Annotated in this window: 29 protein-coding genes and 1 pseudogene; 7 read left to right on the top strand and 23 right to left on the bottom strand. The window is 35.1% G+C overall.

Annotated features, from left to right (window positions below):
* Window positions 1-98: 98 nt before the first annotated feature.
* From CWS01_RS09070 to miaA, 6 genes are all read right to left on the bottom strand, one after another.
* Complete coding sequence (locus CWS01_RS09070; RefSeq protein ID WP_101176877.1) at window positions 99-1,376, bottom strand: methionine gamma-lyase family protein; 1,278 nt, start codon at window positions 1,374-1,376, stop codon at window positions 99-101.
* 10 nt (window positions 1,377-1,386) lie between these two features.
* Complete coding sequence (gene hflX, locus CWS01_RS09065) at window positions 1,387-2,640, bottom strand: GTPase HflX (protein ID WP_235852010.1); 1,254 nt, start codon at window positions 2,638-2,640, stop codon at window positions 1,387-1,389.
* Window positions 2,641-2,717: 77 nt separating this feature from the next.
* Complete coding sequence (locus CWS01_RS09060) at window positions 2,718-2,885, bottom strand: hypothetical protein (protein WP_157827610.1); 168 nt, start codon at window positions 2,883-2,885, stop codon at window positions 2,718-2,720.
* A 117-nt stretch (window positions 2,886-3,002) separates the two neighbouring features.
* Entirely contained in the window at window positions 3,003-3,962 is a 960-nt protein-coding gene (gene spoVK, locus CWS01_RS09055; protein WP_101176874.1) for a stage V sporulation protein K, read from the bottom strand.
* Window positions 3,963-4,145: 183 nt separating this feature from the next.
* Complete coding sequence (gene hfq, locus CWS01_RS09050) at window positions 4,146-4,382, bottom strand: RNA chaperone Hfq (protein WP_101176873.1); 237 nt, start codon at window positions 4,380-4,382, stop codon at window positions 4,146-4,148.
* A 36-nt stretch (window positions 4,383-4,418) separates the two neighbouring features.
* Window positions 4,419-5,372, bottom strand: a complete 954-nt coding sequence (gene miaA / locus CWS01_RS09045) for a tRNA (adenosine(37)-N6)-dimethylallyltransferase MiaA (RefSeq protein ID WP_101176872.1) — start codon at window positions 5,370-5,372, stop codon at window positions 4,419-4,421.
* Window positions 5,373-5,652: 280 nt separating this feature from the next.
* Between miaA and CWS01_RS23155 the strand changes: the two genes are divergently transcribed.
* On the top strand, window positions 5,653-5,784 hold the full coding sequence (locus tag CWS01_RS23155) for a hypothetical protein (protein ID WP_268877061.1): 132 nt from the start codon (window positions 5,653-5,655) through the stop codon (window positions 5,782-5,784).
* A gap of 74 nt (window positions 5,785-5,858) precedes the next feature.
* Here the strand turns inward: CWS01_RS23155 and CWS01_RS09040 are convergent, their stop codons facing one another.
* From CWS01_RS09040 to nadB, 5 genes are all read right to left on the bottom strand, one after another.
* The gene (locus tag CWS01_RS09040; RefSeq protein WP_101176871.1) at window positions 5,859-7,277 is read right to left on the bottom strand and encodes a sigma factor-like helix-turn-helix DNA-binding protein; all 1,419 of its coding nucleotides are present in this window, start codon (window positions 7,275-7,277) and stop codon (window positions 5,859-5,861) included.
* Between the two features lie 203 nt (window positions 7,278-7,480).
* On the bottom strand, window positions 7,481-7,885 hold the full coding sequence (locus CWS01_RS09035) for a hypothetical protein (RefSeq protein ID WP_101176870.1): 405 nt from the start codon (window positions 7,883-7,885) through the stop codon (window positions 7,481-7,483).
* Window positions 7,886-8,107: 222 nt separating this feature from the next.
* The gene (gene nadA, locus CWS01_RS09030; protein WP_101176869.1) at window positions 8,108-9,214 is read right to left on the bottom strand and encodes a quinolinate synthase NadA; all 1,107 of its coding nucleotides are present in this window, start codon (window positions 9,212-9,214) and stop codon (window positions 8,108-8,110) included.
* A gap of 32 nt (window positions 9,215-9,246) precedes the next feature.
* Window positions 9,247-10,080, bottom strand: a complete 834-nt coding sequence (gene nadC, locus CWS01_RS09025; protein ID WP_101176868.1) for a carboxylating nicotinate-nucleotide diphosphorylase — start codon at window positions 10,078-10,080, stop codon at window positions 9,247-9,249.
* Window positions 10,034-11,617, bottom strand: coding sequence for an L-aspartate oxidase (gene nadB, locus CWS01_RS09020; protein ID WP_101176867.1), 1,584 nt, complete (start codon window positions 11,615-11,617; stop codon window positions 10,034-10,036). Before nadB ends, nadC begins: the two co-directional genes overlap by 47 nt.
* Window positions 11,618-11,774: 157 nt before the next feature.
* On the opposite strand from nadB, the gene CWS01_RS09015 reads away from it, so the two are divergent.
* Window positions 11,775-12,908, top strand: coding sequence for an IscS subfamily cysteine desulfurase (locus CWS01_RS09015; protein ID WP_101176866.1), 1,134 nt, complete (start codon window positions 11,775-11,777; stop codon window positions 12,906-12,908).
* Window positions 12,909-13,222: 314 nt separating this feature from the next.
* Here CWS01_RS09015 and CWS01_RS09010 read toward each other — a convergent pair whose 3' ends face one another.
* The 4 genes from CWS01_RS09010 to CWS01_RS08995 form a co-directional block, all read right to left on the bottom strand.
* Window positions 13,223-14,527 (bottom strand): GHKL domain-containing protein, encoded by a 1,305-nt coding sequence (locus CWS01_RS09010; protein WP_101176865.1) that lies wholly within the window; start codon window positions 14,525-14,527, stop codon window positions 13,223-13,225.
* Window positions 14,528-14,655: 128 nt separating this feature from the next.
* Window positions 14,656-15,231 (bottom strand): TetR/AcrR family transcriptional regulator, encoded by a 576-nt coding sequence (locus tag CWS01_RS09005; protein WP_101176864.1) that lies wholly within the window; start codon window positions 15,229-15,231, stop codon window positions 14,656-14,658.
* A gap of 32 nt (window positions 15,232-15,263) precedes the next feature.
* The gene (locus CWS01_RS09000; RefSeq protein ID WP_101176863.1) at window positions 15,264-15,575 is read right to left on the bottom strand and encodes a DMT family transporter; all 312 of its coding nucleotides are present in this window, start codon (window positions 15,573-15,575) and stop codon (window positions 15,264-15,266) included.
* Window positions 15,575-15,913, bottom strand: coding sequence for a DMT family transporter (locus tag CWS01_RS08995; protein ID WP_101176862.1), 339 nt, complete (start codon window positions 15,911-15,913; stop codon window positions 15,575-15,577). Before CWS01_RS08995 ends, CWS01_RS09000 begins: the two co-directional genes overlap by 1 nt.
* A 186-nt stretch (window positions 15,914-16,099) precedes the next feature.
* Between CWS01_RS08995 and CWS01_RS08990 the strand changes: the two genes are divergently transcribed.
* Window positions 16,100-16,552 (top strand): YrvL family regulatory protein, encoded by a 453-nt coding sequence (locus CWS01_RS08990; RefSeq protein ID WP_101176861.1) that lies wholly within the window; start codon window positions 16,100-16,102, stop codon window positions 16,550-16,552.
* A 50-nt stretch (window positions 16,553-16,602) separates the two neighbouring features.
* On the opposite strand, the gene CWS01_RS08985 is transcribed toward CWS01_RS08990, so the two are convergent.
* The 3 genes from CWS01_RS08985 to CWS01_RS08975 all read right to left on the bottom strand — a co-directional run bounded on the left by CWS01_RS08985 (window position 16,603) and on the right by CWS01_RS08975 (window position 18,836).
* A complete protein-coding gene (locus tag CWS01_RS08985) occupies window positions 16,603-16,920 on the bottom strand; it encodes an iron-sulfur cluster biosynthesis family protein (protein ID WP_101176860.1) in 318 nt (105 codons plus the stop codon).
* 171 nt (window positions 16,921-17,091) lie between these two features.
* Window positions 17,092-17,733, bottom strand: coding sequence for a YcnI family copper-binding membrane protein (locus CWS01_RS08980; protein WP_101176859.1), 642 nt, complete (start codon window positions 17,731-17,733; stop codon window positions 17,092-17,094).
* 281 nt (window positions 17,734-18,014) lie between these two features.
* Window positions 18,015-18,836: an alpha/beta fold hydrolase gene (locus CWS01_RS08975; protein WP_101176858.1), complete on the bottom strand. Its 822-nt coding sequence runs from the start codon at window positions 18,834-18,836 to the stop codon at window positions 18,015-18,017.
* Window positions 18,837-19,365: 529 nt separating this feature from the next.
* On the opposite strand from CWS01_RS08975, the gene CWS01_RS08970 reads away from it, so the two are divergent.
* Window positions 19,366-19,668, top strand: a complete 303-nt coding sequence (locus tag CWS01_RS08970) for a hypothetical protein (RefSeq protein ID WP_101176857.1) — start codon at window positions 19,366-19,368, stop codon at window positions 19,666-19,668.
* A 73-nt stretch (window positions 19,669-19,741) separates the two neighbouring features.
* Here the strand turns inward: CWS01_RS08970 and CWS01_RS23455 are convergent.
* The 4 genes and pseudogenes from CWS01_RS23455 to CWS01_RS08950 form a co-directional block, all read right to left on the bottom strand.
* Window positions 19,742-19,843, bottom strand: a pseudogene (locus CWS01_RS23455) (acetyltransferase); the annotation flags it as partial.
* 533 nt (window positions 19,844-20,376) lie between these two features.
* Window positions 20,377-20,847: a hypothetical protein gene (locus CWS01_RS08960; protein WP_101176856.1), complete on the bottom strand. Its 471-nt coding sequence runs from the start codon at window positions 20,845-20,847 to the stop codon at window positions 20,377-20,379.
* A 707-nt stretch (window positions 20,848-21,554) separates the two neighbouring features.
* Window positions 21,555-21,770 (bottom strand): hypothetical protein, encoded by a 216-nt coding sequence (locus CWS01_RS08955; RefSeq protein ID WP_101176855.1) that lies wholly within the window; start codon window positions 21,768-21,770, stop codon window positions 21,555-21,557.
* 103 nt (window positions 21,771-21,873) lie between these two features.
* The gene (locus CWS01_RS08950) at window positions 21,874-22,476 is read right to left on the bottom strand and encodes a TVP38/TMEM64 family protein (RefSeq protein ID WP_157827609.1); all 603 of its coding nucleotides are present in this window, start codon (window positions 22,474-22,476) and stop codon (window positions 21,874-21,876) included.
* A 435-nt stretch (window positions 22,477-22,911) separates the two neighbouring features.
* Here CWS01_RS08950 and CWS01_RS08945 point away from each other — a divergent pair, with 435 nt between their 5' ends.
* The 3 genes from CWS01_RS08945 (at window position 22,912) to CWS01_RS08935 (ending at window position 24,707) form a co-directional block, all read left to right on the top strand.
* Window positions 22,912-23,172, top strand: coding sequence for a YueH family protein (locus CWS01_RS08945; protein WP_157827608.1), 261 nt, complete (start codon window positions 22,912-22,914; stop codon window positions 23,170-23,172).
* Between the two features lie 89 nt (window positions 23,173-23,261).
* Window positions 23,262-23,768 carry a GNAT family N-acetyltransferase gene (locus CWS01_RS08940; RefSeq protein WP_101176852.1) on the top strand — a complete coding sequence of 169 codons (507 nt, stop codon included), beginning with the start codon at window positions 23,262-23,264 and terminating at the stop codon, window positions 23,766-23,768.
* Window positions 23,769-24,023: 255 nt separating this feature from the next.
* Window positions 24,024-24,707 carry a DsbA family protein gene (locus tag CWS01_RS08935; RefSeq protein WP_101176851.1) on the top strand — a complete coding sequence of 228 codons (684 nt, stop codon included), beginning with the start codon at window positions 24,024-24,026 and terminating at the stop codon, window positions 24,705-24,707.
* 54 nt (window positions 24,708-24,761) lie between these two features.
* Here the strand turns inward: CWS01_RS08935 and CWS01_RS08930 are convergent, their stop codons facing one another.
* A complete protein-coding gene (locus CWS01_RS08930; protein ID WP_235852009.1) occupies window positions 24,762-25,709 on the bottom strand; it encodes an HD domain-containing phosphohydrolase in 948 nt (315 codons plus the stop codon).
* Between the last annotated feature and the right edge of the window lie 238 nt (window positions 25,710-25,947).

The raw sequence follows: 25,947 nt of genomic DNA, 5'->3' as shown, positions 1-25,947 counted from the left end.
CCTTTTATATATAAATTTACCCAAATTCATTATAGAATTTGTAAGATATATTGTCAACTAATGTGACAGTTTCTCCCTCTTCTTTGTCAGTACCTTGTTTATGCTTCGTTTATTGTAATTAACTGCTGTTCTAATAAGCGGTTTACTGCCATACATACAGCAATTTTCACATGGGAATAAGTTAATCCGCCTTGGACATATGCCACATAAGGAGGTCGTATTGGCCCATCTGCTGTCAGTTCAATGCTTGCCCCCTGAATAAATGTCCCAGCCGCCATAATAACGTCATCCTCATATCCTGGCATATAGTTTGGATAGGCTGTTACATGGGAGTTTACAGGAGAAGCATATTGAATTGCCTGACAAAATGCCACCATTTTATCTTTATCATCGAATTGAACAGACTGAATTAAATCGGTTCTTAACGCGTCCCATTTTGGAGTGGAGTTCATGCCTAATCTTTCTAGCATGGCCGCTGTAAACACGGCACCTTTTAAACTTTGGCCTACAACATGTGGAGCAAGGAAAAAACCTTGATACATTTCTTGCAGGCTATAAAGGGACGCTCCTGCTTCTGCACCAATTCCTGGCGACGTCATCCTGTAGGAACACGCTTTGACCAGGTTTTCTTTTCCGACAATATAACCTCCTGTTTTCGCTATTCCTCCGCCAGGATTTTTTATTAAAGATCCTGCCATTAAATCTGCGCCAACATGGCATGGTTCTAGACTTTCCACAAACTCTCCGTAGCAGTTGTCAACAAACACAACAACATCTTCTTTTAGTTCTTTTACATACGAAATCATTTCTTTGATTTCACTGATGGTAAAAGAAGGTCTTGTTGCATACCCCTTCGAACGTTGTATACCAATCATTTTTGTATTTGGTTTTATTTTTGCAGCAACACCCTCAAAATCAACGGTGCCATCTTGTTTAAGATTAACACTATCATAAGAGATGTTGAATTCTTTTAAAGAACCAACTCCATCGCCTCTAATGCCCACAATTTCTTCTAATGTATCATATGGTTTTCCCGTAATATACAAAAGTTCGTCTCCTGGGCGCAAAACGCCAAACAGTGCAATGCTGATTGCATGTGTTCCTGAAATAATTTGCGGGCGTACAAGTCCTGCTTCCCCACCAAAGGTTTCTGCATAGATGCTTTCTAATGTATCTCTGCCAATATCGTCATAACCATATCCTGTTGACGGGATAAAATGGGATTCGCTGACTTTATGGTTTTGAAAGCTTTGCAGCACACGAAATTGATTTTCATCTATCCTTGCCTCAATCTGCTGGTGAACGGGACGAATTTGCGTTTCGACTTCTTCTGCCAACATTTTTAATTTACTTCCAAATGATAATTGTTCGTACATTTTTTTCTCCTCAAATTCCTTTCAGCTGTGTTAGCTTGGTGTTTAATGCATGCTCTTTTAAACAATAGCCTTTACACACATATACCTGTTTTTCTTCTTCAAAAAATAAGCTTCTTAATATTGTTTCATTTTTCAACTGAGATAGCAGTTTGCCATTTTCAGCTGGCACTTCCACTTCATAATAATCCATGTTTTCAATCATAATGCTTTCGATTTTTTGCTTCAGAGTTCCCCGGTCATCTGCATTTAATGCTGACATCATGATACTATCTTGAGTGGATGTTGGCACAAATTCTTTATACATCAAGTCTCGTTTATTATAGACTGTAAGTTGGGGCATTTCTGGCATATCTAAATCATTAAGCAGTTTATGTACAGTTTGTTCATGCTGAAAATATTCTTCATTAGACATATCCACAACATGAAGCAGCAAATCCGCTTCTCTCACTTCTTCTAATGTAGAACGGAATGCCGCCACTAATGTTGTCGGCAAATCTTGAATAAATCCAACTGTATCTGTAATAAGGGCGGTAAAACCACTTGGCAATATTACTTTTCTTGTCATTGGATCAAGTGTGGCAAACAGAATATTTTCTTCAAAAGAATCAGCTTCTGCCAAACGATTAAACAACGTCGATTTGCCCGCATTTGTATAACCGACAAGGGCAATTTGAAAGGCGCGGTTTTTTTTCCTTCTTTCCCGGTAACGGTCCCGGTGCTGTACAATTACTTGAAGCTGCCCTTTAATGTCATCAATTCTGCGGCGAATATGACGTCTGTCTGATTCAAGCTTTGTTTCACCAGGTCCTCTTGTTCCAATTCCTGCACCAAGTCTAGATAGCTGCAGCCCTTGGCCTCCTAATCTTGGCAGCAAATATTGAAGCTGTGCTAGCTCTACTTGCAGTTTTCCTTCTTTAGAGCGCGCTCGCCCTGCGAAAATATCCAAAATCAGCTGAGTACGGTCAATAATTCTTGCTTCAATATTTTTGGAAAGATTCCGCACTTGGCTTGGCGATAATTCATCATTAAAAATAATAATATCTGCTTCTAGTTCTTCCGCCAATGCTTCTAATTCTTCTACCTTTCCTTTTCCAATATAGGTAGACGGGTGGATGCGGTCGCGATTTTGTGTCAAGGACACTAGCACCTCTCCATTTGCGGTTTCTGTTAAGCTCGCCAATTCTTCCATTGAATAGTCAAACCTTTTCGTATCATCTGTGGTTTGACAGCCCACTAATATAACTTTTTCCTTTGTTTCTTCCAATGTAAGCAGACCTCCTTCCTTTTTACTTAAATGATAGCAAAAAAAACGTTTTCTTTCTAAAAAACCCATTATTTTATCTATCCATGATATAAAAATCCATCAACACTATCAAAAGGATAGAATAATTTTAGTATATCCATGTTTCTATACACTAGCATACTCTTTTCAATAGTTACAGCTTTTTTTCCTTCTTTTTCTTTATAATAGGAAAACAACAAAAACTGACAAAATTCTAATTTTTCCATAAAAAAAACCATCCAATAGCGGACGTTTTCCCTATCTAGATTTCTCCTCCTTCTTCTTTTAATATTGCCCGTTAATATGCGAAAAAAAACACTAACTATCAAACAGTTAGTGGCGTTTTAATAATCACTATCCTTTTTTTCAAAAATTAAATCATTGCTGCGAATTGTCATTAATTCATGCCTGTCATAGTTAGATTGCATTAAAAGACGCATTGCTTGAGCTCTTATGGATTTTTCAATAATATTGCGCACATATCTTCCATTCGAAAATGTTTTTGTATTTTGTTCACTTCGAACAGAAGCTAAATGGTCTTTTATCACCTTTTCCGCTTCATGGCTTAGTGTGTACTGCCTCTCATCCAGCATTCGATAGCCGATTTCCATTAACTGCTCTGTTGAATAATCTGGAAAGTCAATGACAAGGGGAAAACGGGAATGAAGACCAGGATTTAACGATAGAAAAAAATCCATCTCTCTTGAATAGCCTGCAAGAATTAAAATAAAATCATGCTGTTTATCTTCCATATGCTTGACTAAGGTATCAATTGCCTCTTTGCCGAAATCCTTTTCTCCTCCCCTTCCAAGGGAATAAGCTTCATCTATAAACAAAATTCCTCCCATTGCTTTTTTTACAAGATCTCTTGTTTTTTGGGCGGTATGCCCAATGTATTCTCCTACTAAATCAGCTCTTTCTGCTTCAATTAAATGTCCTTTTGATAAAACATTCATTTTTTGAAATAGCTTGCCAATTAATCTTGCAACCGTTGTTTTTCCTGTTCCTGGATTACCTTTAAACATCATATGAAGTGCTTGCTTGCCTGATTTCAGACCATTCTCTTCTCTTTTTTTATTTATATAGATCCAAGCATATATCTCTTTGATCATTTTTTTCATCTCATCCATACCAACAAGGCTTCCTAATTCCTCTTCTATTTCCCTAAGTGCTGCATGTTCACTTGGCAGATTTTTAGGGATTGGCTTGTTTTCTGGCAGCTCTCTTGGAAGAACCTTTTTTTTCTGCGAGTTAATCATTACCGTAATCTGTCCATTGTTTTTCATCCTTATCGGATTTTCCAAAAGCCACACCTCCTAATAGACCAATCCGGCTTATATCTTATGATGCAAAATAATTCTCAAATTCCCCCATAAAATATATATATTCAACGATAAGTGCAATCATTATGATTTTTTTGAAATCCTAAAAACTTGCGCAAAAAAACTTCACACAAAAGTTTGTGTGAAGTTTTTTGGATTATTTTATTAAGCTTGATTTCCTTCTAAATCAATATGCACATTTTTTAACGGAGAAAAAGTTGAAATAGCATGTTTATAGACAAGTTGCTGTTTTCCTTCTGATTCAAATAAGACAGTAAAATTATCAAATCCTTTAATCACGCCGCGAATTTGATAGCCGCTTATTAAAAATACGGTAACACTTGCACCATCTTTTCTTAGTTGGTTTAAAAATTGATCTTGAATATTAACAGATTGCTTCATGAATATCCTCCTCTTTTCTCGCTACTAGTATGTATTCTATTTCCGTTCGAGCTTTCCTTCCAAAAAGTTCGAAATTTCTTCTACTTTTTTTTGAATGTTATTATTTTTCACACATTCTGTCATATTAAACCATTGTACACTCATTTTATTGCGAAACCAAGTAAATTGTCTTTTGGCATATCTTCTTGAATTTTGTTTTAATTCATCGACTGCTTCTTCTCTTGTCGAAAGGCCGTCAAAATATTTATAAACTTCTTTGTAGCCGATTGCTTGAATAGATTGGCAATCTCGCAAATTCTGCTCATAAAAGCCTTTTACTTCCTCTAAAAGCCCTTGATTAATCATCTTATCCACTCGTTCATTAATGCGGCTATAAAGAAGCTCTCTATCCATTGTTAAACCAATAATTGCTGCATCATAAAGCAATTCTTTTTTTTGCTCTTCTTGCCATTCAGAAGCCTTTTTTCCCGTAACATGGTGTATTTCCAGAGCCCGGATAACACGGCGGACATTTTGATAAGGAATTTTTTCGGCAGCTATTGGATCTATTTGCATTAACTGCTGGTGCAAGGCTTCTGCTCCTTTCACTTCGGCAGCTTTTTCCATTTGACGGCGATAATCTAAGTCTGTTTTTGTTTCTTCAAATTGATAATCATAAAGAACTGCCTGTATATAAAGGCCCGTTCCTCCGACAATAAAAGGAGTTTTCCCTCTTTTTGTAATTTCGCTGATTTTTTCTCTGACTAATTTTTGAAATTCTGCAACAGAAAAGGAATCATCTGGATCGATAATATCAATAAGATGATGGGGAATTCCTTCCATTTCCTCTTTTGAGATTTTGGCAGTGCCAATATCCATTCCTTTATAAATTTGCATCGAATCACCGCTAATGATTTCACCATTAAATTTTTTGGCGAGTTCAATGCTTAATTTCGTTTTGCCAACAGCGGTAGGACCTATCAAAACCACTACCTTTTCTTTTTCTGTCAATCCATTTCAACTGCCTTTACTTGCATTTTTGGTAATCACTCCATGATATCTTTTATTTTACCACAAATGCACTTCCTTCACATCTTATAGCATTATTGCCAAATGTTCTAACTTTATACGTAAAAACCACTGCTTTATCCTGCTTTCCTCTGCCTGTTGCGATTGTTTATTTCATTTTAAAAAACGCCTTCTGTAACATCCCATGTTCGAATAATCAGCAAAAAATAAGGATATATTAATAATATATCCCATTGAATTATAGAGAAGGAGGCTTAAATAAATGCTTCGACAATTGCTCAGCATTTTTCAGATTAACGAAGAAGACGAAGACTTTTCTATTTATCTTGATGACTCTGATTATGATGATGAACAAGGAGAACTCTTAAGTGAAAATCATTCACCAAAATATTAGAAATGGAGGCTGAATATAAGCATCTGCCTAGCTCAAAATAGATTCTTATTTCAGCCACCCTTATTCTTTTCCTTCTATCTTAACTTGTCTCCACCAGCTCCAGTTATTTTTAGTTGATACTTATCTTGTTTTGTAATATCCGCCAATTCTTTTGATTCAATAAATTTTCTAACTCCTCTTTCCATTTCTTGAGCTGTCTCTTTACTTTTTTTGTTTTCTTTCAGCAGATCGGTATAGATAGCGACCTCCATTACACCATGCTTATAACGGAGTTCTACATTACGAAAATGATAGTTTTCATTTAGCTCCAATGCTTCTGTTATATATGGCAACAGTTGACTCCATCTTGCTTCACTTTCTATTTTTTTCTCATTATAATAATGAAAAGAAATTTTTCTTTTGTCTTTATACTTTTTTTGTATTTGCTCCATTTTTTCTAGCAAATCCACTTTTTCTTTGCCTGAAAAATCATTGGGAACCCATAAGGTCCATTTTTCTTCTTCCATATCTACAGAAAAAATGGAGACCTGGCGCACCCTCAAGTCAGACGCTTCTTCCATCATTTGATGTTCGTTTTCCTCTTTTTCAGTTATTTTACTATCTGTATCTTCTGTTTCTACCGTATCAAAATAATCTAAAACAACATTATACTCAGCTTTCCTCTCCTTTAGCACGGTGTTTACAATTGCAAGCATTTTTTTATTTTCGTTGGTATTCCTTTTCTTATCCAAATACATGTAAATAACTTTTTCTTCGTGATAAACAGAAAGATAAAAATTATAAAACCCCTGCTTTTCCAATTTTTTATTTATTTCTGATTCTATTGTTCCTTCTTTAAATAGTTTGATAATATCCGGACCAGCACTAACTTTTGTTTTTTTGATAAGAGCAGCATCAACTGTTCCTCCGGTTATGAAAATAAAAGAGATAAAAAAAGGCACAGCGATCCATTTCTTTCGATTACCCTTGCTGGTCTTATGATTGCTGCCATCTTCAATAGAAGAAAGTTTTAGCTCATCCACCTCCACTTGGCCCCAGCATTTTTGAAAAGCTTCTCGATATGTTTCTAGAGAAGAAAAGCGTTTCGAATCTCTCCAAATTGACAACGTAGTTATTAAACAGGTTCTCACTTTACGGACTGACATATGCAGAATTTTGGCAATTTTATCGATAGGAAAGTTTTTTCCATAACGAAGAAGGATAATCATTTGTTCTTCTTCTGACAGTTTCGGCAAGTTCAAAAGCAAAAAATGATTATCGTCTTTCCCTGTTTTCTTATCGTGTTCTTCAAATTTCCTCCATAGCTTATAAAGGTTTTTAACATAGTCCTCGAACTGCTTTTGCTGATATGTAAACTTTTTCTTAAGCAGTACTTTTTCCGTTAAAAAATACGCTTTTTCCTTATTGCCTGTCAGGAAATAGGCTATAAGATATACTTCCTTTTTGGTTTGCCAAGGTATAGAAGCTTTTTTTTTATCTTTTTGGAAAAACAATTTATTTCTTCTCCTCTTATTAAGATTTATCGGAAAATAATACAATATTTACCTTAATAGTAAAGAATCCTGAACCTATTGTCATTAAAAAATACATATTGTGAATTCATTCACAAAAATACAGAGTAAAGAAGCCATTTCTATCTTTACACTAATGGCAACTAATGAAAAAATATGTAATGAACTGGTATGGAGATCAACATTCACATACACTTTGACTGACTTAATAATATCTCTTTCACTTTATTAGCAGCTTCTCCCTCTAAATATGCGTATGTATGGGCAATAGGATTAATGATTTCAGTGCTGCTGCTCGAGAACCAAATTTTATAATTTTCAATTGACTCTGGGATATTAGGGCTGTATACATAACAAAGATGTATATCCATATCTTCTAGCCTGGGCATGCTGACATTCTCTTCTTGCCAGCATGCATGGTCCCAAACATATTGCAGCTCATGCAGCGTTTTTATATCTTCGATTCGCTTCTTTTCTACTTCATCCTGCTCGGCAATATCCACTCTCTTTAACTGCGCTTTTTTTGCGAAAAATAAATCACGATAAAACAGGACAAAATAGATTAGCAGAATACCTATCGACAGCCACATGTAACACTACAACTCCTTTTTCTTTATTCAACAAACATAATTGGAAAATAACATCCATTTTTTCTATCTATATACTTAAACGAATGAAAAGAAAAAAAGTTACAATATTATTAAATTTTCTATTATTTTTTTTAAAATAGTTAATTATAGCACTGCTATTTATTTTTTCTATACAAAAACCTGCCACTTTTTTTGGGGGCAGGTTTTTGTTTTTCTCTATATTTAAGAAAAAGCAAGCATTCTTTCAAGCGCAAGTTTTGCATTGCTTGCAGTTGGTTCATTAACAATAATGCGATTATCTTCAAATCCTGTCTCTAGCGATTCAAGACACCAGAGAAAATGAGGCAAATCAATGCGGTTCATCGTTAAACATGGACACATATTTGGATTTAGAGAAATAATGTGTTTATCTGGATGGTCTTTTATAATTCGTTTTACAAGGTTCATTTCTGTCCCAATCGCAAAGGAGCTTTTTGGTCCTGCTTTTTCTATCACATCAATAATATAATTAGTAGATCCTGCATAATCAGACAAAGCAACCACTTCCCGTCTGCATTCTGGATGGACAATAATTTTCATGTCTGGATAGTCGCTGCGGACTTGTCTAATATTTTCAACCGTAAAATTTTCATGGACAGAGCAATGCCCTTTCCATAAAATCACTTGAATATTTTCCATCTCCCCATCGTACTCTAATTGATCCAGTATAGGGTTCCAAACCGCCATATTTGCTAAAGGAATGCCTAAATTAAAGGCCGTATTTCTTCCTAAATGCTGATCAGGCAAAAATAATAGTCTTTCCTTTTGCGTCAATGCCCATGAAACCATTTTTTCCGCATTGCTGGATGTAACCGTTGCTCCCCCGTTAACGCCGACAAATGCTTTAATCGCAGCTGTTGAATTTACATAGGTTAGGGGCATAATTGTATCACCAAACATTGCTTGCAGCGTTTCCCACGCACGATCTGTTTGATAAATATCGGCCATATCGGCCATAGAGCAGCCTGCCCGCATATCTGGCAAATATACTTTTTGGTGTGGTTCTGTTAAAATATCGGCAGTTTCTGCCATAAAATGGACACCGCAGAACACAATAAATTCTGCATCCTTATTTTCAGCAGCCACTTGTGCAAGTTTTAAACTATCCCCAGTAGTATCTGCAAACTGAATCACTTCATCTTTTTGATAATGATGGCCTGGCACAAATAATCGTTTGCCGAGTTCCTGTTTTACTTTCGCTACTCTTTCTTCAAGCTCTGCTGTTGCCATTTTTGTATACTTTTCTGGCAGTCTACCCGTTTTCACTTGTAATTGCTCTAGCATGCTCATCCACCATTTCCCCCTCTAACCCTTTTTAATCGTTAAAAATTGACTTTAACACTAATGTCTAATGCCACTGCCGAATGGGTTAAAAACCCAAGTGAAATAAAATCCACCCCTGCGTCTCGGTATGACGCTAAATTATCAAGAGTGATCCCTCCTGAGGCCTCTGTTATTACCGTTTCTGGCACAAGTTGGATCCATTCTTTGATTTCATCTGGTTTGCGGTTATCAAACATAATAATATCTGCTCCTGCTTCAAGGGCTTCTAATACTTGTTCTTTTGTTTCTGTTTCCACTTCCACCTTCACCGTATGGCCAATCGATTTTTTTACTGTTTTCACGGCATCTGTAATCGAGCCTGCAAAGGAAATATGATTATCTTTAATCATCACAGCATCATATAATCCATAGCGGTGATTATAGCCTCCCCCCTTTGTTACGGCATATTTTTCTAACATTCTGAGTCCTGGTGTTGTTTTTCTTGTATCACAAATTTTTGTATAGACACTGTTTAATGTTTTTACCGCTTGATTGGTGATCGTTGCAATACCACTCATTTTTTGGATAAGATTTAATACGACTCTTTCACCTTTTAACAGGTTAACAACACTGCCAGCTACTGTGGCAATTTTTTCTCCGATTTCTACTGTTTCGCCATCTTCCTTAAAAAAAGCAATCTCCATTGTTGGATCCAGGAGTTGAAAGCCTGTTTCAATCACATCTCTACCGCAAAATATGCCATTACTTTTAGCTATAAATACAATTTCCCCCTTCTTACTGCTAGGAAATATCGTATCTGTCGTAATATCTCCTTCGCCAATATCTTCAATAAAAAAGGATTCCAGCTGTTTTTTGAGTTTTAACTTGTTCATTTTGTTCATTCCTTTCCAATTGCTGCATAATCAAACGATTCTGCCATTCTGTTTGTTCAAAAGGATAGTCTTTTCTAAAATGTCCTCCTCTGCTTTCTGTTCTTTCTAAAGCAGATTTTGTAATGAGCCAAGATACAAGGAGCATAAATGCTGTTTCTTTTTCTTGTTTACTGTAATTTCCCTTTTGCACCATGCGATAATCTTTTATTCCAAAGCTTTTTATCCATTCAAGCTGATTAACCAAACTGGCTTCATTACGGACAATGCCAACATGCTCCATCATTTTCCTTTTTAGTTCCCTTTTTTCCGGTAAATAAATCGGCATAGATGGGAGTACTCCTTCTTTTATCCTCCAGCTTCTTTTTGTCTCTTTATTCCTATTAATCAGATTTGCCAGTTCTTTTCCCATATATAAACCTTCTAGCAAAGAGTTGCTTGCAAGGCGGTTCGCTCCATGAAAACCTGTACAAGCAGATTCACCGATTGCATATAGCCCTTTGATCGATGTTCTTCCATCTAAACTTGCTGCAATTCCTCCCATTAAAAAATGGCTGCCTGGTGCAACGGGAAGTTTTTTTTCTGCCAAATTGATTTGATGATCTTTACACATTTTCGTAATGGAAGGGAATCTTTTTTCGAAATTTTCTACTGGGCTACTATCTAAATAAATCTTTTCTCCCTTTTTCAAATAGCTGTATATCGTTTGGGAAACGATATGGCGAGGGGCAAGGTCTTCGTAGGGATGAATATGTTTCATAATTCGCTCACCCGCTTCTGTTATGAGAACAGCCCCCTCTCCTCTAACCGCTTCTGATACAAGACCAACTGTTTTTCCGCCAACAGAAAGAAGGGTAGGATGAAACTGCATAAACTCCATATCATACACTTTTGCTCCTGCCAAATAGGCAAGAGCTATTCCATCGCCAGTTACGGTCTCAGCACTTGAAGTGTACTCATAAATTTGTCCACAACCTCCTGCAGCAATTACTGTATGTGTGGCAAAATAAGCTTCTTTTTCATTTTGTGCATTTAATCCTTTTGCTCCGATGCATTCATTCTTGTCATTTAATAGCAGTTCATCTACAAAAAAGTCTTCCACTATGGTTATATTGTCCGTTAATTGCTTGCTTAAAAACTCCACTACTGTTTTTCCTGTTGCATCCCCGCCGCCATGGACAATCCTCGATTCACTATGTGCTCCTTCCATGCCAAGGAGCAGCCGGCCATCTTTATTACGGTCAAATAAACAGCCGTTATTTGCCAATTCATAAATAAGGACGGCAGCATGTTTAGTCATTTCTTCCACTGCTTGTTTATTATTATGAAATCTGCCTGCTTCCAATGTATCGAGGGCATGTTTATCATCATTATCTTGTGGGCTGATTGATGCAGCAATGCCTCCTTGTGCCAAATAGGAATTGCTGTCATTCTGCTTAGATTTTGTGAGAATAATCACATGTAGGTCACGAGATAATAATTTTGCCAATTGTAAGCTAGCCATTCCGCTGCCAATAATCAGTACATCTGATTTCAACATTTTCGCCCTCTTTTCTTAACAGGTGTCTTGACACTTATATTTACATAGATTTAAAATTATGACAAGCATTTTATTCTAAAAAGATATGATTATTTCTATCTAGCTAAATGCTTATTTATTAAACACTATTTATAATCCCTTTTAGGAGGAAACTATTTTGATTTATTTAGATTATGCGGCAACATGTCCAATTGATGAGGATGCTCTTTTAGCTTATATAGAAATTTCAAAAAACTATTTTGCCAATACAAATAGTCTTCATGATATCGGTGGGGATGCCCAGCATATTTTGGAGAATTGCCGCAAACAATTAGCCAGCATATTAGGCGCACAAAAAGAGGGGCTTTATTTTACAAGCGGCGGATCGGAAAGCAATTTTTTAGCGATCCATGCTTTATTGTCTAGTTTGCCTTCCTCTAAAAATCATATTATTACTGCAATGGGAGAGCATTCTTCCATTCATAGCACCATGAAAATACTAGAACAAAAAGGCTACGAAATTACGTATCTGCCATATACCGCAACAGGAGCAATTGATCTTGCTGTATTAGAAAGTAGCATTCAAGTAAATACCGCTATTGTTTCCATTCAACATGTCAATTCGGAAACAGGAGCCATCCAGCCAATCGAAGAAATCAGCTTTATCTGCCGAAAATATCAGCTTTTATTTCATAGTGATCTTGTGCAAAGTTTTGGCAAGCTTCCAATTCCTGACTTAAGCACAATGGTAGATGGATTTTCTTTATCCAGCCATAAATTTTACGGTCCTAAAGGGGTTGGCGCTTGTTATATCCACCCCCGATTAAATGGAAAAAGCTTTTATCCACATACCACCCATGAAAATGGCTTTCGCCCTGGTACGGTAAATACACCTGGAATTGTAGCGATGGTTATTGCAGCAAATAAAGCAAATCAGCTTATTTCGGAAGAATCCACTCATTATAACAAATTGCGTCAGCTATTTTTAGAGAAAATAAAAAATTATCCATCCCTGTCTGTTATAGAAAACGAGGCACAGCTTCCATCTATTATTGCATTAAGAATAAAACAAACGGAGGGGCAATGGGTGCTTTTGGAAAGCAATCGAAGAGGATTTGCCATTTCAACTGGAAGCGCCTGTCAAGTTGGCCAGCAGGCACCTTCTAAAACGATGAAAGCATTAGGATATTCTGACGAAGAAGCAAAAGAATTAGTGCGCATCTCCTTTGGAAGAAATACTTCTCCAATAGAAGTCGAACAATTTGCTGCAAGTTTGCAAGACATTGCCAAAAACATTCACCAGACAAACTAAGCTAAACCGACAAAAGCTGTTTTCAAGAGGAAAAATTTAGGGAAAATAGAAAATTAAAAATATGGATAGATTCCAAAAAGAGGCATTCTTCTTATTTATTATTGCCTCTTTTTGAACAGTTTGTGAGAACGCCACCAGTTTTTGTTGGCTAGTTTCATTTGTGCAACAAATACTTTGACCATTTCATGCTGAAAAATCAGCAACTACCCAATTTATTCGCGGCCACCCCCTTTTCAAACCAACTATAAAAAAAGAGCCATCCAATAGCCGAAAAAATCGACTTATTGGACAGCCCTGCCGCAAGCAACGCTTAATTAAATCAAAGAAATAGTGACAATAAAAGTTGTCTTTTCTTCATTAGAATCCACTTGTATCGTTCCTTTATAGCGCTCTACCGTTTCTTTTACAATCGAAAGACCAAAGCCTCGTGTGACAGAAGGATAATATTTTTTCGTTGTGTATCCTTTTTCAAAAATCTTTTCTAGATTAGCAATAAGAGGACCTGTATTGGATACACGAAATACATAGTGGTCCTCTTTTTCCTCACACGATACAAAAATTTTCCTAGAAGACTCTGGGAGTTCTTCTGCTGCATCCATGCTGTTATCAATTAAATTAGAGAGAATTTTAATAATATCAATGGATTTTATTTTCATAAAGTCAGTGTCTGTGGACTTTACTTCCATAATGATATTACGATTTTGCGCCGCCATTTTTTTCGTTTGCAGCAAAACAGAAAGGGCTGGATTGCCAATCACAATTGTTTCACTGGTCTTTAGGGCATTCGCTTCTTTTAATAATTGATTCGCATACTGAAGTGCTTGTTCCTGATTTCCGATTTTCAAAAGACCTTGAACCACTTGAATATGATTTAAATAATCATGGCGGAAGGAATGAACAGATGACATTAAGGAAAGGACCTCTTTTTGATACGTATCCTCTGTATGATTGATTTCATTCTGCAATTCTTTATGATACCAGCGATTCATGATAAAAAAGGCGATAAGCAGAACAAAAACAAATAAAATATTAATCAAAATAATAGGAGTGCTGTTTACTAAGACTTTATATTCAATATCTTTGACTAATTCTGTACTGATATCTATGCCTAAATAGCCAATTATTTGTTGATTCTCATCTTTGATTGGTACACCTACAGATAGATAATCTCCGTATTTTGGATCGTTTAAAACACCTGTTGTATAGTCTTTTCCCTCTAAGGCAAGTCTTACCTGTTTCGTTGGAACCGTACATCTTTCGCCAATAGGAAATCCTGACACATCATTAGGCACTCCAATAATCATGTCTTTTGAATAAATATTATTATCTATCTTTAATGTATACACATATAATGCGCCAATTTTTTCACGAGAGTCATTTAAAAAATGTCTAATTTCCCAATACTCTTTATTCCTGACAGGATTCTCTAAAAAGGTTTCATACTTCTCTGTATCGATGCTTTCTGCGATTGATTTAGCGCTTTTCAAATTTTGATTGGCAATCGCTTCTTCCACCGAATTTTTCATAGACATATAGGAAATGATTAAATTTAAGCAGATAAAAAATAGAAGCATAACAATGGATAGTACGATGATTATTCTAATTTTTTTATTTCGCATAATAAAAAAATACCTCAATTCTCTAAAAAGACTGCAACTGTCCTAAGGTATTTTACTATATTGTCCTAATAAATACATTAGTTATTTTTGTGGTTGCAGACTAAACAACTGCATGTACCGGGTTGCAGTTAGCTTATTCCCTGCCAAAAAACCGTCCATAGTGCCGCTATTTTTTCATCTACTCGTTTTGTTTGTTCATAATATACCAGTTCTACCATCATCGCTATTAAGACGCCATTATAAGCAATCGTGGCTGTTCTTTCATTTTCTACTATAATATTTCCCTGCTCTATCCAATGCAAAAACATCTTTTCTAGCCATTTTTCTTGAAAAATCTCCACTTCCATTACTTCTTCTTGGACAACTGTGTATAGATGTACCGGTGGAAAAAAACCCATTCTCAACCAAAATTTAAGGCTTTGATTTTGCTGGAAGATCTCTTTTATATACACTAAATATCCATACAAAAATTCTTTTGCATCTAGTTTGCTATTCTTTTGAAAATAGTCCTTTTTCATTTGAAGTTCCGTTAGTTTAGCCTCTCTTACTACTTCTAAAAAGAGCTCATCTTTGCCTTTATAATGAGAATAGATGGAAGATTTTTTGATGCCTACTTCATCTGCTATCTGATTTAATGATGTTCCTTCATAACCATTTAGAGCAAAAAATTTAAGTGCTGCTTTTTTCAGTTCCTCTTTTTTCACATATAATCCTCCTACTTATGGGTATAAACAAACTAAGATATCACTTTTAAGCCAATAGTCGCAGCTAATATCAATCCAATAAAAAATATTCGTGTCCACTCCTTTGGCTCATTATACATATACATGCCAACAAGCGCAGAGCCTACTGTGCCAATTCCTGTCCATACTCCGTAGGCTGTTCCCATAGAAATTGTCTTCATAGCATATGTTAACATCGCAAAACTTAAAATAAAACCGATTGTAAGATAAATCAGTGCATCCCATTTCTTCATCGTAAGACGTTTAATATTGATAACGCCAAACACTTCACATAAACCCGCAATAATTAAAGCAAACCAAGCCATCACATATCCCCCTCTTTTTTTTGCCTATCTGTCACAATTTTTAATCCGATAACGCCAATAAGCAGCATAGCAATTAGCGCTAATTTTAACGGGAGGACAGGTTCGTGAAAAATAATAATTTCGGCAATAACCGTTCCTGTTGTTCCAAGTCCTGTAAAAACCGCATACACCGTTCCTATAGGCAAATGATTTGTTGCAATAATTAAGATAAAAAAACTAACAATGATTGCAAGCCCTGTTCCAATCCATTCAAGTGGTGTCGCCGCATATTTTAATCCAGATACCCAAGCTACTTCAATAAATCCTGCTCCAAACACCATCATCCAATAACGGTTCATCTGTTTTCCTCCTTTAAGCTATTGTTTTTAACTAACGACCGTTCGGTAGTTATTGTCTAATACTATCTATAATTTGTCAAGAAACTGCTCTTTGCTTTATGTATAAATCCCCTCTTAAAAAGTGATCTGACACCGTCTATACTATAAATAACAAGCATCAGAAAATTTTGTCAGGAGTGCTGATATATGAAGACAGAAAAACCGTTTAGGAAAGAGCCTTTAAAAGAAAAAATAATAATTATTGCCATTATTGCGTTTGCTGTATCCGTCATTTTGCTGATGATAATTGGTCTTTATTATTTTGGTTTATTAGGGCTTTTTCATTTATTAAATGTACACTATGATTCACTTAAATCCCTGTTTTTATTTGTTCTTGTTTTTCTTTTAATAAGCGTTATTGGAGATATTATCATTAAAGTCCTCAGAATTTTTATACATGCTATTATCCCATCTAACTGGTTACAACTCTTTTTGTCCTTTTTGCTTATTTTTTCTATTATATGGACTTGTTTTTCTATTGCAGATAACTGGATGGATTCAGTCCAATTGGGAAGTTCGGTCCAACTTATCACGACCCTTATTTTTAGCTTAGTAGAGTTGGCTTTTGATGGTCCGAAAAAAGACGGTTCGGAAGAATAAAAATTTTCCATTCAAAAAAAGGTGCCACTAATTAGCTGCACCTTTTGCTTTTATTGTATTTTGCGTTTTACATTCAAATGAAAAGAATAAATTTGACTTGGTCCAATTAAGCGAAAACCAGTTCCATCTACATGATCCAATTTTAAATCTTCATTAATATGTTTTAGTGTTAATGCATCCAAATAAATCGTCATGCCATTATCTTCAAATTTTGTGTCATCTGCTTGGATATGATCTAAAACAAATTCATAATTATACGTGTAACTGCAGCCACCGCTAAAGATAGACGTTATTTTAAAACTTGCATCTTCTGGCAAGTCATATGTTTTTAGTTTTTTTTTTGCTTGATCTGTAATTGTAAATTTCATGCCACTTCAGCTCCTTTTTCAGATGGAAATAGTCATCCACTCTTTTTATTCCATTAAAGCAGCATAGTTAAACCTATTTCCATACTATTAGTATAATGACTATCGTTTGAATTACCTATTTATTTGCTTACAAAAAAACTGACCCATATACGAATCAGTTTTTTTTCATTCTTATTTTCTTCTAACAAATGTTAGAATAATCGCAGCGATAGAAACAATAATGGCAATGATAGAAAGGATTGTTCCAACAGAAGTGCTTACACTATGCTCATGGTCTTCTTCTGCTGCTTCATCATCTGCAGTATCATGATTGTGTCCATGGCTGTCTACATCAGCATTTGATTTTGTAACTTCTGTTATAGAATGTGGAAGATCTGCATCCTCGTCGCCAGTCCACTCTACAATGCTTCCATCTTTATAGTATTGATAAGCATCCCATGCGACCTCGCCTGCATCAGCAGGATTCTGTGCAGTAAAAGTAAAAATTCGGTATTGTCCTGCTTGAATTGCTGCAGCATCATTTTCCGCTTCCCACGTTACCGTTGTCACTTTATCGTTGTCATCTGTTTGTGTTGTTGTTTTCCAGCCGTCAACAGGTTCGTACATTTTAAATTCAACAGTAGACGGAATCTTTAGGACAACTTTTGTTGTAGGAATGTCTTTTTCAACAGGTATTTTCATGCTGTATGTTTCCCAAGCTTCTGTGATCGAAGTGGCAGGTTTCACCGTAACATGAGCGCTGGCAGGAAAAGCAACTAAAAATATAGCCAATACTGCGGCAAATATGGATAATAGATTTTTTTTATGTAGCATTGTATGTTCTCCTCTTTTATCTGTTTGTTTTTTCACAATCTATTGTAAACAACATCTTGATAGTGTTTTCAATTTTCATCATAACAAATGGCTATCGATAGGAAAAGAATTTCTTCCTTTAAACTGTGACAATTCTATGAACAAGTTGCTATTTTAAACTCTTGTTAAACATCTCCCCCCCATAATTTCCAAAAACAGCAAAAATTAAACAAACAGGTTAGCCCCCTGATGTTATAAACCAGGGGGGAGAGTCAAAGCTTAAAGTAATTGGAATCCCGACACTAGAAAGCAATCGTTCGATTCGATTGGATAAACTGCACTAATTGGTTATTAAATTCCTCTTTTTCATCATAAAATAAACCATGGCCACTGTTTTCAAAAGGAATAAGTTTTGCATTTGGCAGAAGCTCACCCATTTCTAATGCAAATTCAAATGGACAAATTTGATCTTTTTTGCCGTGCATAATAAGAGTTGGAACTTGTATAGCAGGCAATTCTATCCGTAAATCTTCATCACGCAAGGAAACTGCTGCTTGAATGGTGCCATAAGAAGATGCACTTAATGCAATTTGTTGGAACCAGTTGGAAAATGGCTTTGAAATGTCGCTATTAAAGAATTTTTTTCCAAATCCAGCTAAAGCAAGTGGTCTATCTGCTTCTATTTGCTGAATCAATTCATCTACTTCTGCTTTTTTCATGCCATAAGGATAATCCACTCTTTGTGTAAAAACAGGCGCAGCTGCAGCCATTAATACGAGTTTTTCCACTCGATATCCAGCATATCTTGTCATATAGCGGACTGCAATTGGACCACCCATAGAAAACCCAGCCAAGACGATATTATTTAAATCGAGGGCATCAATTACTGCCCTAATATCATCTGCCATACGATCATACGTATATCCATCGATAGGACAATCTGATTTTCCATGCCCTCTTAAATCAATGGCAACCACACGAGCATGCTTAGGAAGTTCATTCAATTGGTATTCAAAAGTTTGCTGTGATAATGGCCAACCATGAATCAACACAATTGGCTGCCCTTCGCCGATATCTTCCACGTATAATGATACATTTTTTTCAACTTCCACATATCTTCCCATTTCTTCACTCCTTATTTTTGTGAATGTTTCGTTTCTATTCTTTTTCTTAATTACCCTAAGACGGGAACGGTAAAACGGACCTTAACAGCAAGAACGTCCAGCATTTAGTTTTTTTCTTTTTTGTGTATAGTTTATTTTGCAGCTCTCCCGCTGTTAACACTGATTTTGGCAGGTCTGGCTTCCATGCATTTGGATAACCATTGTATGAATTTGCTGACGGTATTTTTTCAAGGCTATAACAGTGGTGCTGCAGCACCACTGCTGTACCCAGCGATTAAGGAAAATGAGAAAATTATGGAAAGACTTTATCAAAAACACTCCTGACTTCTAATCATCAGTCCCTTTCACACTGCTTTGCATCAATCCAATCAAACATAGATTCATGTCCTATTACCAAAAGAAAATATAAATCATCGTTTGAACCCTTTATGAAATTCTTTCCAGAAATAGTTTTTCCAAAAATATCGAGCTTACAAGCTGAGGTAACATCTCTATTTTCCTCACATATAGTAAGGAGAGGTGAAGAAATATGTTTCCAATACATTCTATTAATCGTGTACATGGTGGAGCAGGAATAGGCGCCGTTCCAGTTGCTCCCGCTATTGGTTTTGGAGCTGTTGGTGTCGGAGCTGTCCCTACAGGCGCTGTTCCAACTGTCGCCAATCCCGGAGGTCTAAACCCAGCTATTTTTGCTCCCTTTTACACTACTCCTGATACTTTAATAACCCAAAATCCTTATTATCATTCAAACTTTCACTATAGCAATTATGGGCAGTATACGTATCCAGCCTACCCAAATTATTACATGAATAGTATTCCGACATATTATTAACTGCAAAAGAAAATGCTAGGAATAGCAGAAACTGCATTACCTAGCATTTCACTTACTTATTTAATTCTATTTGTTTTATTATTTTGGCAGGATTTCCTCCGACAACGATATCTGCTGGGACATTTTTTGTTACAACAGAATCTGATGCAACAACAACATTGTCGCCGATTGTCACTGATTTTCCATATTCCGCTCCAGAATTTCTCTTAAACGGATCAAATGGATGTGTTGCTGTATAAATATGAACACTTGGCGCAATAAAACAATAATCTCCTATTATAATCGGACAGAAATCTAATAATAACCAAGTAAAGTTGGCATAAAAATTTTCGCCAACATGAATATTATAGCCATAATCACAGTGGAAAGTTGGTTCTGTATATAATTGCTCCTCTGTTGAGCCAAACAGCTTTTTGAGAAGTTCCACTCTTTTTTCCTACTCTGTTTCTATCGTATTATTAAACATACTTGTCATACAACAAGTATGGTCTCTTTCTTTTACTTAAACCTTGTCTAATGGATTATACATTCCACCAGCAATCATTTTTTCTTTTTCTGTTTTCGTTGTCTGCATCTCTCTCAACTAAAGGTTAGCATTAGCGTTTTCATTATACATATAACCTGCTGGAAAAATCTATTGTTGCATCTCAATAAAAAAGCCATCATCCAAATTTATCAAAATTAATTTGGATGATGGCTCTATTCTTTTTAAGCTTCTTTTCTTTTACTCATTACTGACATTCCAGTAAATACTAAACCTGCACCAGAAAGCAATACTAATATAATACCTGTAACTAAACCAGAAGTCCCTTGATGGATGCTGTTAAAACCGCTGCCGCCTTGTTGTGGACCATTGCCGCTGAAATCACCAGATGGGGGCGTCATTTGACCTCGGCCTTGAGCTTGGCTTTGCGTATCGCTATCGCTGCCAGCTGTTTCTTCATCAGTTGCTGTACTTGAATCACTGCTAGTACTAGTGTCTCCTGAAGTATTTCCACTGTCGTTTGCTGTATTATCTCCATTTTGCCCCATACTTGGCATTTGTCCCATTTCCATCGTAGCCATCTGAGATTCACTGTCGCTGCTAAAGTAGTTCGTTATATCCATTACTCCCTGTACAAGCAAAAATGCCATTGCAATAATTCCAATAAAGTATTGTGCTTTTTTCATTAAGTTCATTTTTATTCTCTCCTATCTCTAATGTATCTTCATTATGATAGAAGTTCCTTAACTTTATCTTAACTTCGACTTTTTTATTTTCTGTAAAAAATCATTCCTGAATTTTCGATATGATAGATAAAAAGAATCAGAAGAGATACGGATAAAACAGAAAAAATCTTATACTTTTGTTTATTATGCATACTATTATTTCTATTGCATTTGTGCTCGATCCTTGTTGGTGCCCATCACAATCTGTCCTTTTACAAAAATTAGATAACTCAACTGCAGCAAGCTATTTCTAGGCATTTCATGAAAAAACACAGTGACTATACACTTTTTTATATTCCATTATGTATTTTCATTTAAAAATTAAAACTTATTAAAACAATGAAACTAACAAATACTATGATGTTTTAATTTATAGGCTATGTTAAATTTATTCGAAAGTTAAAAATAGGCTTAGCCCTACGAACATAGAAGCAAGCTTATTTCATTTTGGTTATTTTATAAGTTTTGACTTCATCTTTATCCCTCCTTTTCCTAATATGTTCATATATTTCTATCTATTACTTACTTTATAAAAAAATGTAATGACTAATATTGATATATTCTTTATACGTAATTGGTTTTATTAATTAGTAATAACAACTTTCTGCTCTATGAAATAATACGAAAAAATGCAGAGGGAATAGTTTGCCCTCTGCATTTTTTCTGTTTTAGGTAATCTAATCTCCCCCGCCACCGCTACATCCACCACCGTCACTGCCACCAAAAGATCCCCCGCAGTCATTTCCTCCATCTGTGCTAGAGTAATTGCTATGATCATGGCTCCCTTGATATGGAATAAAAGAATTGGTAGAATGATTCCTTGTTCTATTAGTAGATTTCGTCAGAAAAGATAAAAGAATAAATACTCCAATAATGAATACGAATAATAACATCTATCTTCCTCCTTCTGCTTAAAAAGTTCTCCTCTCTAAGCATACGGGCATCAAATAAAAAAGTTTCAAAAAATCACCAAATTATAGAAGAGGAGAGGTTTAGTTAGATATTGCTGCTTTTTTCTTTCTCCTTTTTTAGCTGCTGCAAAAAAGCAGGTTTTGTTTTTTTTAACAAATAAAATAAAAGAATAGCTAAAGCAATAAGGATAATTATTAAAGCAGGAGGAATATCTGTAGAAAATAAACCAAATGGAATAAGACTTAAAATAAAAAAATAAATAAAATTTCCAATCAACGTACCTATAATAAATGCCTTTATTGATATGGTGCTGATGCCTGCAATTATATTTAAGAGACTTGTAGGAAAAAACGGAAATACTCTTCCATAAAATACATAATGGGTCCCTTTTTTTTCGATTTTTTTGATAAAATCATGATGCTTTTGGCGAATAATCATATCCTGAAACCAAAAACGAACAGCATAAAAAACAATGACAGCCGCCACTACACTAGAAAGCCAACTCCAAATAAATCCATTAAGAAATCCAAAAGAATAATAATTTAATGTAATAACAAAAATTAATGGAATGAGGGTAAATGTATTTTGGATAATCATAATAATTAGGCTAATAAGTAAAGTATAAAATATATTTTCGCTTAACGAAGAAACTGCCTTTATTTCTCCCTTTTGAATCGCTTGAAACATGCCTGTTTCGAAAAAGAAAAAAACAAAAAGCAGTACCATTCCAATAAAGGTTATAAGTTTCCAGTATTTTTTAATAGTTAATCACCTTTTTCATATATATATGGCATTTACCATTCAAAAGACACTTATAAATGCGCACATTTCAGTTTGTTGATACCCCATTTTTTTAGAAACAAAACTTTATTATACTCTTTTTTATAAAAAAGCAAAGAAAAAAGAGTATAAAGGATAATTATAAGTTATATAATTATATTCTCCATTTCATTTTTATGTCTTTTTATTTTTACTATGTTTCTATCTCTGCAAATGAAGCGACAAAAACAGACTAAATTCCCTCTCATTTACATAAATATTACATTTTAGTTAAAAATGCCTTCCTTTTTTATACCCTACATTTATTGTGTTATGATTAATGTATATTGGAGGTGCTTCCATATGATAGCTTTATTAGAAGATATTTCTCAATGTGGACAGAAAAATACAAAGCTTTATATGATGAAAACAGATAACGGCCGTTTTATTATTGCCATTCCGAAAATTCATTGGTCTGCTGAATTAAAAGAAGCAGATGATGCGGAACAAAGATTTGAACACATCCATGCCTCCCTCACCTTTCATATGTATGATGGTAATATTGATCTGCTTGCAAACAATATTACATCGCATACCATGCATTATGATGAATATATTCATTAAATTCCCTTTTGGTTTTACACGATAATTTACTTTTCTCTCCCTTTCCTCTATAGTAGAATTTTAAAAGCATATGGCGAAGGGGTTTTATTTTGAGCTATTTATTTACGACAGAAAAATTAGGATTTCGATTATTGCAGCAAGAAGATACCTCAGCATGCGGATTTTTTTGGGGAAATGAAGAGGTTATGAGCGATTGCGGTGGAAGCATGTCTTTAGAGCTGCTCCCAGATGTCCTGTCTTTTTATCAGCAGTCCCAACTGGAATATGGCTTATCTGTTTACGGGGTGGTTCACCTTGAAACAGAAGAAGTAATCGGTGCCGCTGGATTTAATATTGAAGAATCTTTAAAGAATGTAGAACTTATTTTTCACTTAAGAAAAGATATGTGGCATAAAGGCTACGGAACAGAAGCCGCAATTGCTTGTTTAAACTATGCTCACTCTTTAAATTTTGTACAGACAATAACAGCTTCAAGCACAATTAACAATAAACAAGCTCTTCGTATTCTTGGAAAAATAGGATTTGACTATAAAGGCATTCAATATGTAGAAGATGTAGAACAAGAAGAGGCTTTTTTTTCCTTAAATTTTAACTAACAAGTATTCTTTAAAACATCTGAAGTTTTTTTAGTCAGATGTTTTTTCGAGACAATGACGCAAAGCGAACAATTAGGGTATTACTGCCTGTTAATATGGGATTAAAAACAGAAAGCTTGACGATTCTTAGTGAAGCATCCTAAAATGAAAAATAGCTTCGTTTACTGGCTATATACATATTTTATCTGCATTATTTATTAACACAGTCAATTTATCCTTGAAAAATACCATTTGAAACAGAAAAGGAGCTAAAAAATGGCAAAAAAACAAAAAAAAACGGCAAAAAAAAAGCAAACTTCTAAATTTCTCTATTGGATGATAGGTCTTGTTGCTGTTTGCATAATTGGATTGGTTATATTAGCTAATAAGCCAAAAGATGGATTTGATTTCGATTACAAAGACCAGCCCTTTCTTGGCGAAGAAGCAGCTGATGTGAACATTGTTGAATTTGGCGACTATAAATGCCCTGTCTGCAAAAGTTTTAATCAATCCTTTTTCCCACTAATTGAAAAAGATTTTATTAATACAGGAAAAGCAAAATTTTATTTTATGAATTATCCATTTATCCATCCAGTCGATTCAACAAGAGCTGCTGTATTTGCAGAAGCCGTATATGCGGAATTGGGCAATGATACATTTTGGAAATTCCATGAGCTACTTTATGAAAAACAGCCAGATGATACAAGCAAGGAAAATGTAGAGCTTAATACGGAAGAATTTTTAACAGACACGCTAAAAGAAGTGACCTCAAAAGAAAATGCTGAAAAGGTTGCTTCTGTCTATAAAGAAGAAAACTATCAAAAACGAGTAGACAAAGACTTATCTTATGTAGACACATTAAATATTACCGGCACTCCAACCATTTATGTAAACGGCGTTAAATTTGAAGGAAAAACTTATGATGAATTCCGAGAAATGGTTGAAAAAGCATCAAAATAAAAAATACAAAAAAGTGGTCTAAACAAACTAGGCCACTTTTTTGTATTTTTTCTGCTAAAACATCTCCATAAATGCATCCACCAGCTCTGGATCAAAATGCTTTCCTTTTTGATCGATGATATATTCAATCGCCTTTTCTTTTGGCCATGAATCTTTATATGATCTTCGGGATATTAACGCATCATACACATCCACAATAGCAACAACTCTTGCTTCAAAAGGAATTTCCTCTCCCTTAAGACCATAAGGATAACCAGTTCCATCCCATCTTTCATGGTGATATTTTATAATATTCTCTGCCACTTCCAGACTTTTAATAAAATCATTATGTAAGCCTGTTGAGATTTTGCTAAGCATATCTTCTCCCATTAATGGGTGCATTTCAATGATTTTTCTTTCATACTCTGCTAAACTGCCAGGTTTATATAAAATGCCCTCGGGAATGCCTGCTTTTCCAATGTCGTGCAGAATACTCGCATGAATAATTTGATAAAGATAGGCACTTGGAAAACGACTACTATGCTTTTTTTGAAATGATATGATTAGCTGCTCTGTTAAATGCTGTACATTTAATAGATGATCTTCAATTCCTGGATCTCGAATTTCACAAGAAATAGCAAGCACCCGCAATAATTCCCGTTCTGTTCCTGCCTTCTCATTTTCAGGAATATATACTCCTTCTTTCAGCTGCTCCAATTCTCTAAAAATACCGATATAATAAAAAGTATTCTCATATTTCATAGGAGTAATCGTTAAAGAGGAATGCCAAAGATCGCCGCATTTTTTTTTATTAATCAATACACCTTTCCATGGCTGTTTTGCCTGCAACGCTTCATTTAAAGAGACATACGTATTGGCTGGAGTAAGATAGGATTTAAAAAAACCAGCTTGTTGTCCAATCACTTCTGTTTTTTTATATCCTGTTGTATCGACATACTCTTTATTTACATCTAAAATTATATGTTTATCGTCTGTAATCATAACTGCATCCGCTAACTGCAAATATCCCTCTAAGATAGGAGGCAGCTGTTTTGCCTGTTCCAGAAAAACTACCTTCTTTCTCCTCATTTTATTAGTGTAAACATTAGGCTTTTATTCTCCCGCTATTATCTTATAGATAATAACATATTTTAGGGAATTCCATTATTATTTGTCTTTTCATATTGTTACGAATTACATAAATATTATATCACCTTTTTCCTATGTATTAATTAATATTGGAGTTAGTATATTTTTATGG

Origin of the sequence: Niallia nealsonii (assembly GCF_002835805.1) — a bacterium.
Classification (GTDB): Bacteria; Bacillota; Bacilli; order Bacillales; family Cytobacillaceae; genus Niallia; species Niallia nealsonii.
The sequence above is the reverse complement of the archived record's forward strand: the minus strand, read 5'-3'. Positions and strand labels throughout refer to the sequence as shown.

Excerpts from the sequence above, each read along its gene's own strand:
- CWS01_RS08975 (WP_101176858.1), bottom strand. The coding sequence starts at position 18,836 with ATGGGAAGATATGTGGAAGTTGAAAAAAATGTATCATTATACGTGGAA.
- CWS01_RS08945 (WP_157827608.1), top strand. The coding sequence starts at position 22,912 with ATGATAGCTTTATTAGAAGATATTTCTCAATGTGGACAGAAAAATACA.
- CWS01_RS08950 (WP_157827609.1), bottom strand. The coding sequence starts at position 22,476 with ATGTTTCAAGCGATTCAAAAGGGAGAAATAAAGGCAGTTTCTTCGTTA.
- CWS01_RS08935 (WP_101176851.1), top strand. The coding sequence starts at position 24,024 with ATGGCAAAAAAACAAAAAAAAACGGCAAAAAAAAAGCAAACTTCTAAA.
- CWS01_RS08990 (WP_101176861.1), top strand. The coding sequence starts at position 16,100 with ATGAAGACAGAAAAACCGTTTAGGAAAGAGCCTTTAAAAGAAAAAATA.
- CWS01_RS08995 (WP_101176862.1), bottom strand. The coding sequence starts at position 15,913 with ATGAACCGTTATTGGATGATGGTGTTTGGAGCAGGATTTATTGAAGTA.
- CWS01_RS23155 (WP_268877061.1), top strand. The coding sequence starts at position 5,653 with ATGCTTCGACAATTGCTCAGCATTTTTCAGATTAACGAAGAAGACGAA.
- nadA (WP_101176869.1), bottom strand. The coding sequence starts at position 9,214 with ATGAGCATGCTAGAGCAATTACAAGTGAAAACGGGTAGACTGCCAGAA.
- CWS01_RS08960 (WP_101176856.1), bottom strand. The coding sequence starts at position 20,847 with ATGAACTTAATGAAAAAAGCACAATACTTTATTGGAATTATTGCAATG.
- CWS01_RS09000 (WP_101176863.1), bottom strand. The coding sequence starts at position 15,575 with ATGGCTTGGTTTGCTTTAATTATTGCGGGTTTATGTGAAGTGTTTGGC.
- CWS01_RS08980 (WP_101176859.1), bottom strand. The coding sequence starts at position 17,733 with ATGCTACATAAAAAAAATCTATTATCCATATTTGCCGCAGTATTGGCT.
- CWS01_RS08970 (WP_101176857.1), top strand. The coding sequence starts at position 19,366 with ATGTTTCCAATACATTCTATTAATCGTGTACATGGTGGAGCAGGAATA.
- CWS01_RS09070 (WP_101176877.1), bottom strand. The coding sequence starts at position 1,376 with ATGTACGAACAATTATCATTTGGAAGTAAATTAAAAATGTTGGCAGAA.
- CWS01_RS09035 (WP_101176870.1), bottom strand. The coding sequence starts at position 7,885 with ATGTGGCTGTCGATAGGTATTCTGCTAATCTATTTTGTCCTGTTTTAT.
- CWS01_RS09060 (WP_157827610.1), bottom strand. The coding sequence starts at position 2,885 with ATGGAAAAATTAGAATTTTGTCAGTTTTTGTTGTTTTCCTATTATAAA.
- CWS01_RS08955 (WP_101176855.1), bottom strand. The coding sequence starts at position 21,770 with ATGTTATTATTCGTATTCATTATTGGAGTATTTATTCTTTTATCTTTT.
- CWS01_RS09010 (WP_101176865.1), bottom strand. The coding sequence starts at position 14,527 with ATGCGAAATAAAAAAATTAGAATAATCATCGTACTATCCATTGTTATG.
- CWS01_RS08985 (WP_101176860.1), bottom strand. The coding sequence starts at position 16,920 with ATGAAATTTACAATTACAGATCAAGCAAAAAAAAAACTAAAAACATAT.
- nadC (WP_101176868.1), bottom strand. The coding sequence starts at position 10,080 with ATGAACAAGTTAAAACTCAAAAAACAGCTGGAATCCTTTTTTATTGAA.
- hfq (WP_101176873.1), bottom strand. The coding sequence starts at position 4,382 with ATGAAGCAATCTGTTAATATTCAAGATCAATTTTTAAACCAACTAAGA.
- nadB (WP_101176867.1), bottom strand. The coding sequence starts at position 11,617 with ATGTTGAAATCAGATGTACTGATTATTGGCAGCGGAATGGCTAGCTTA.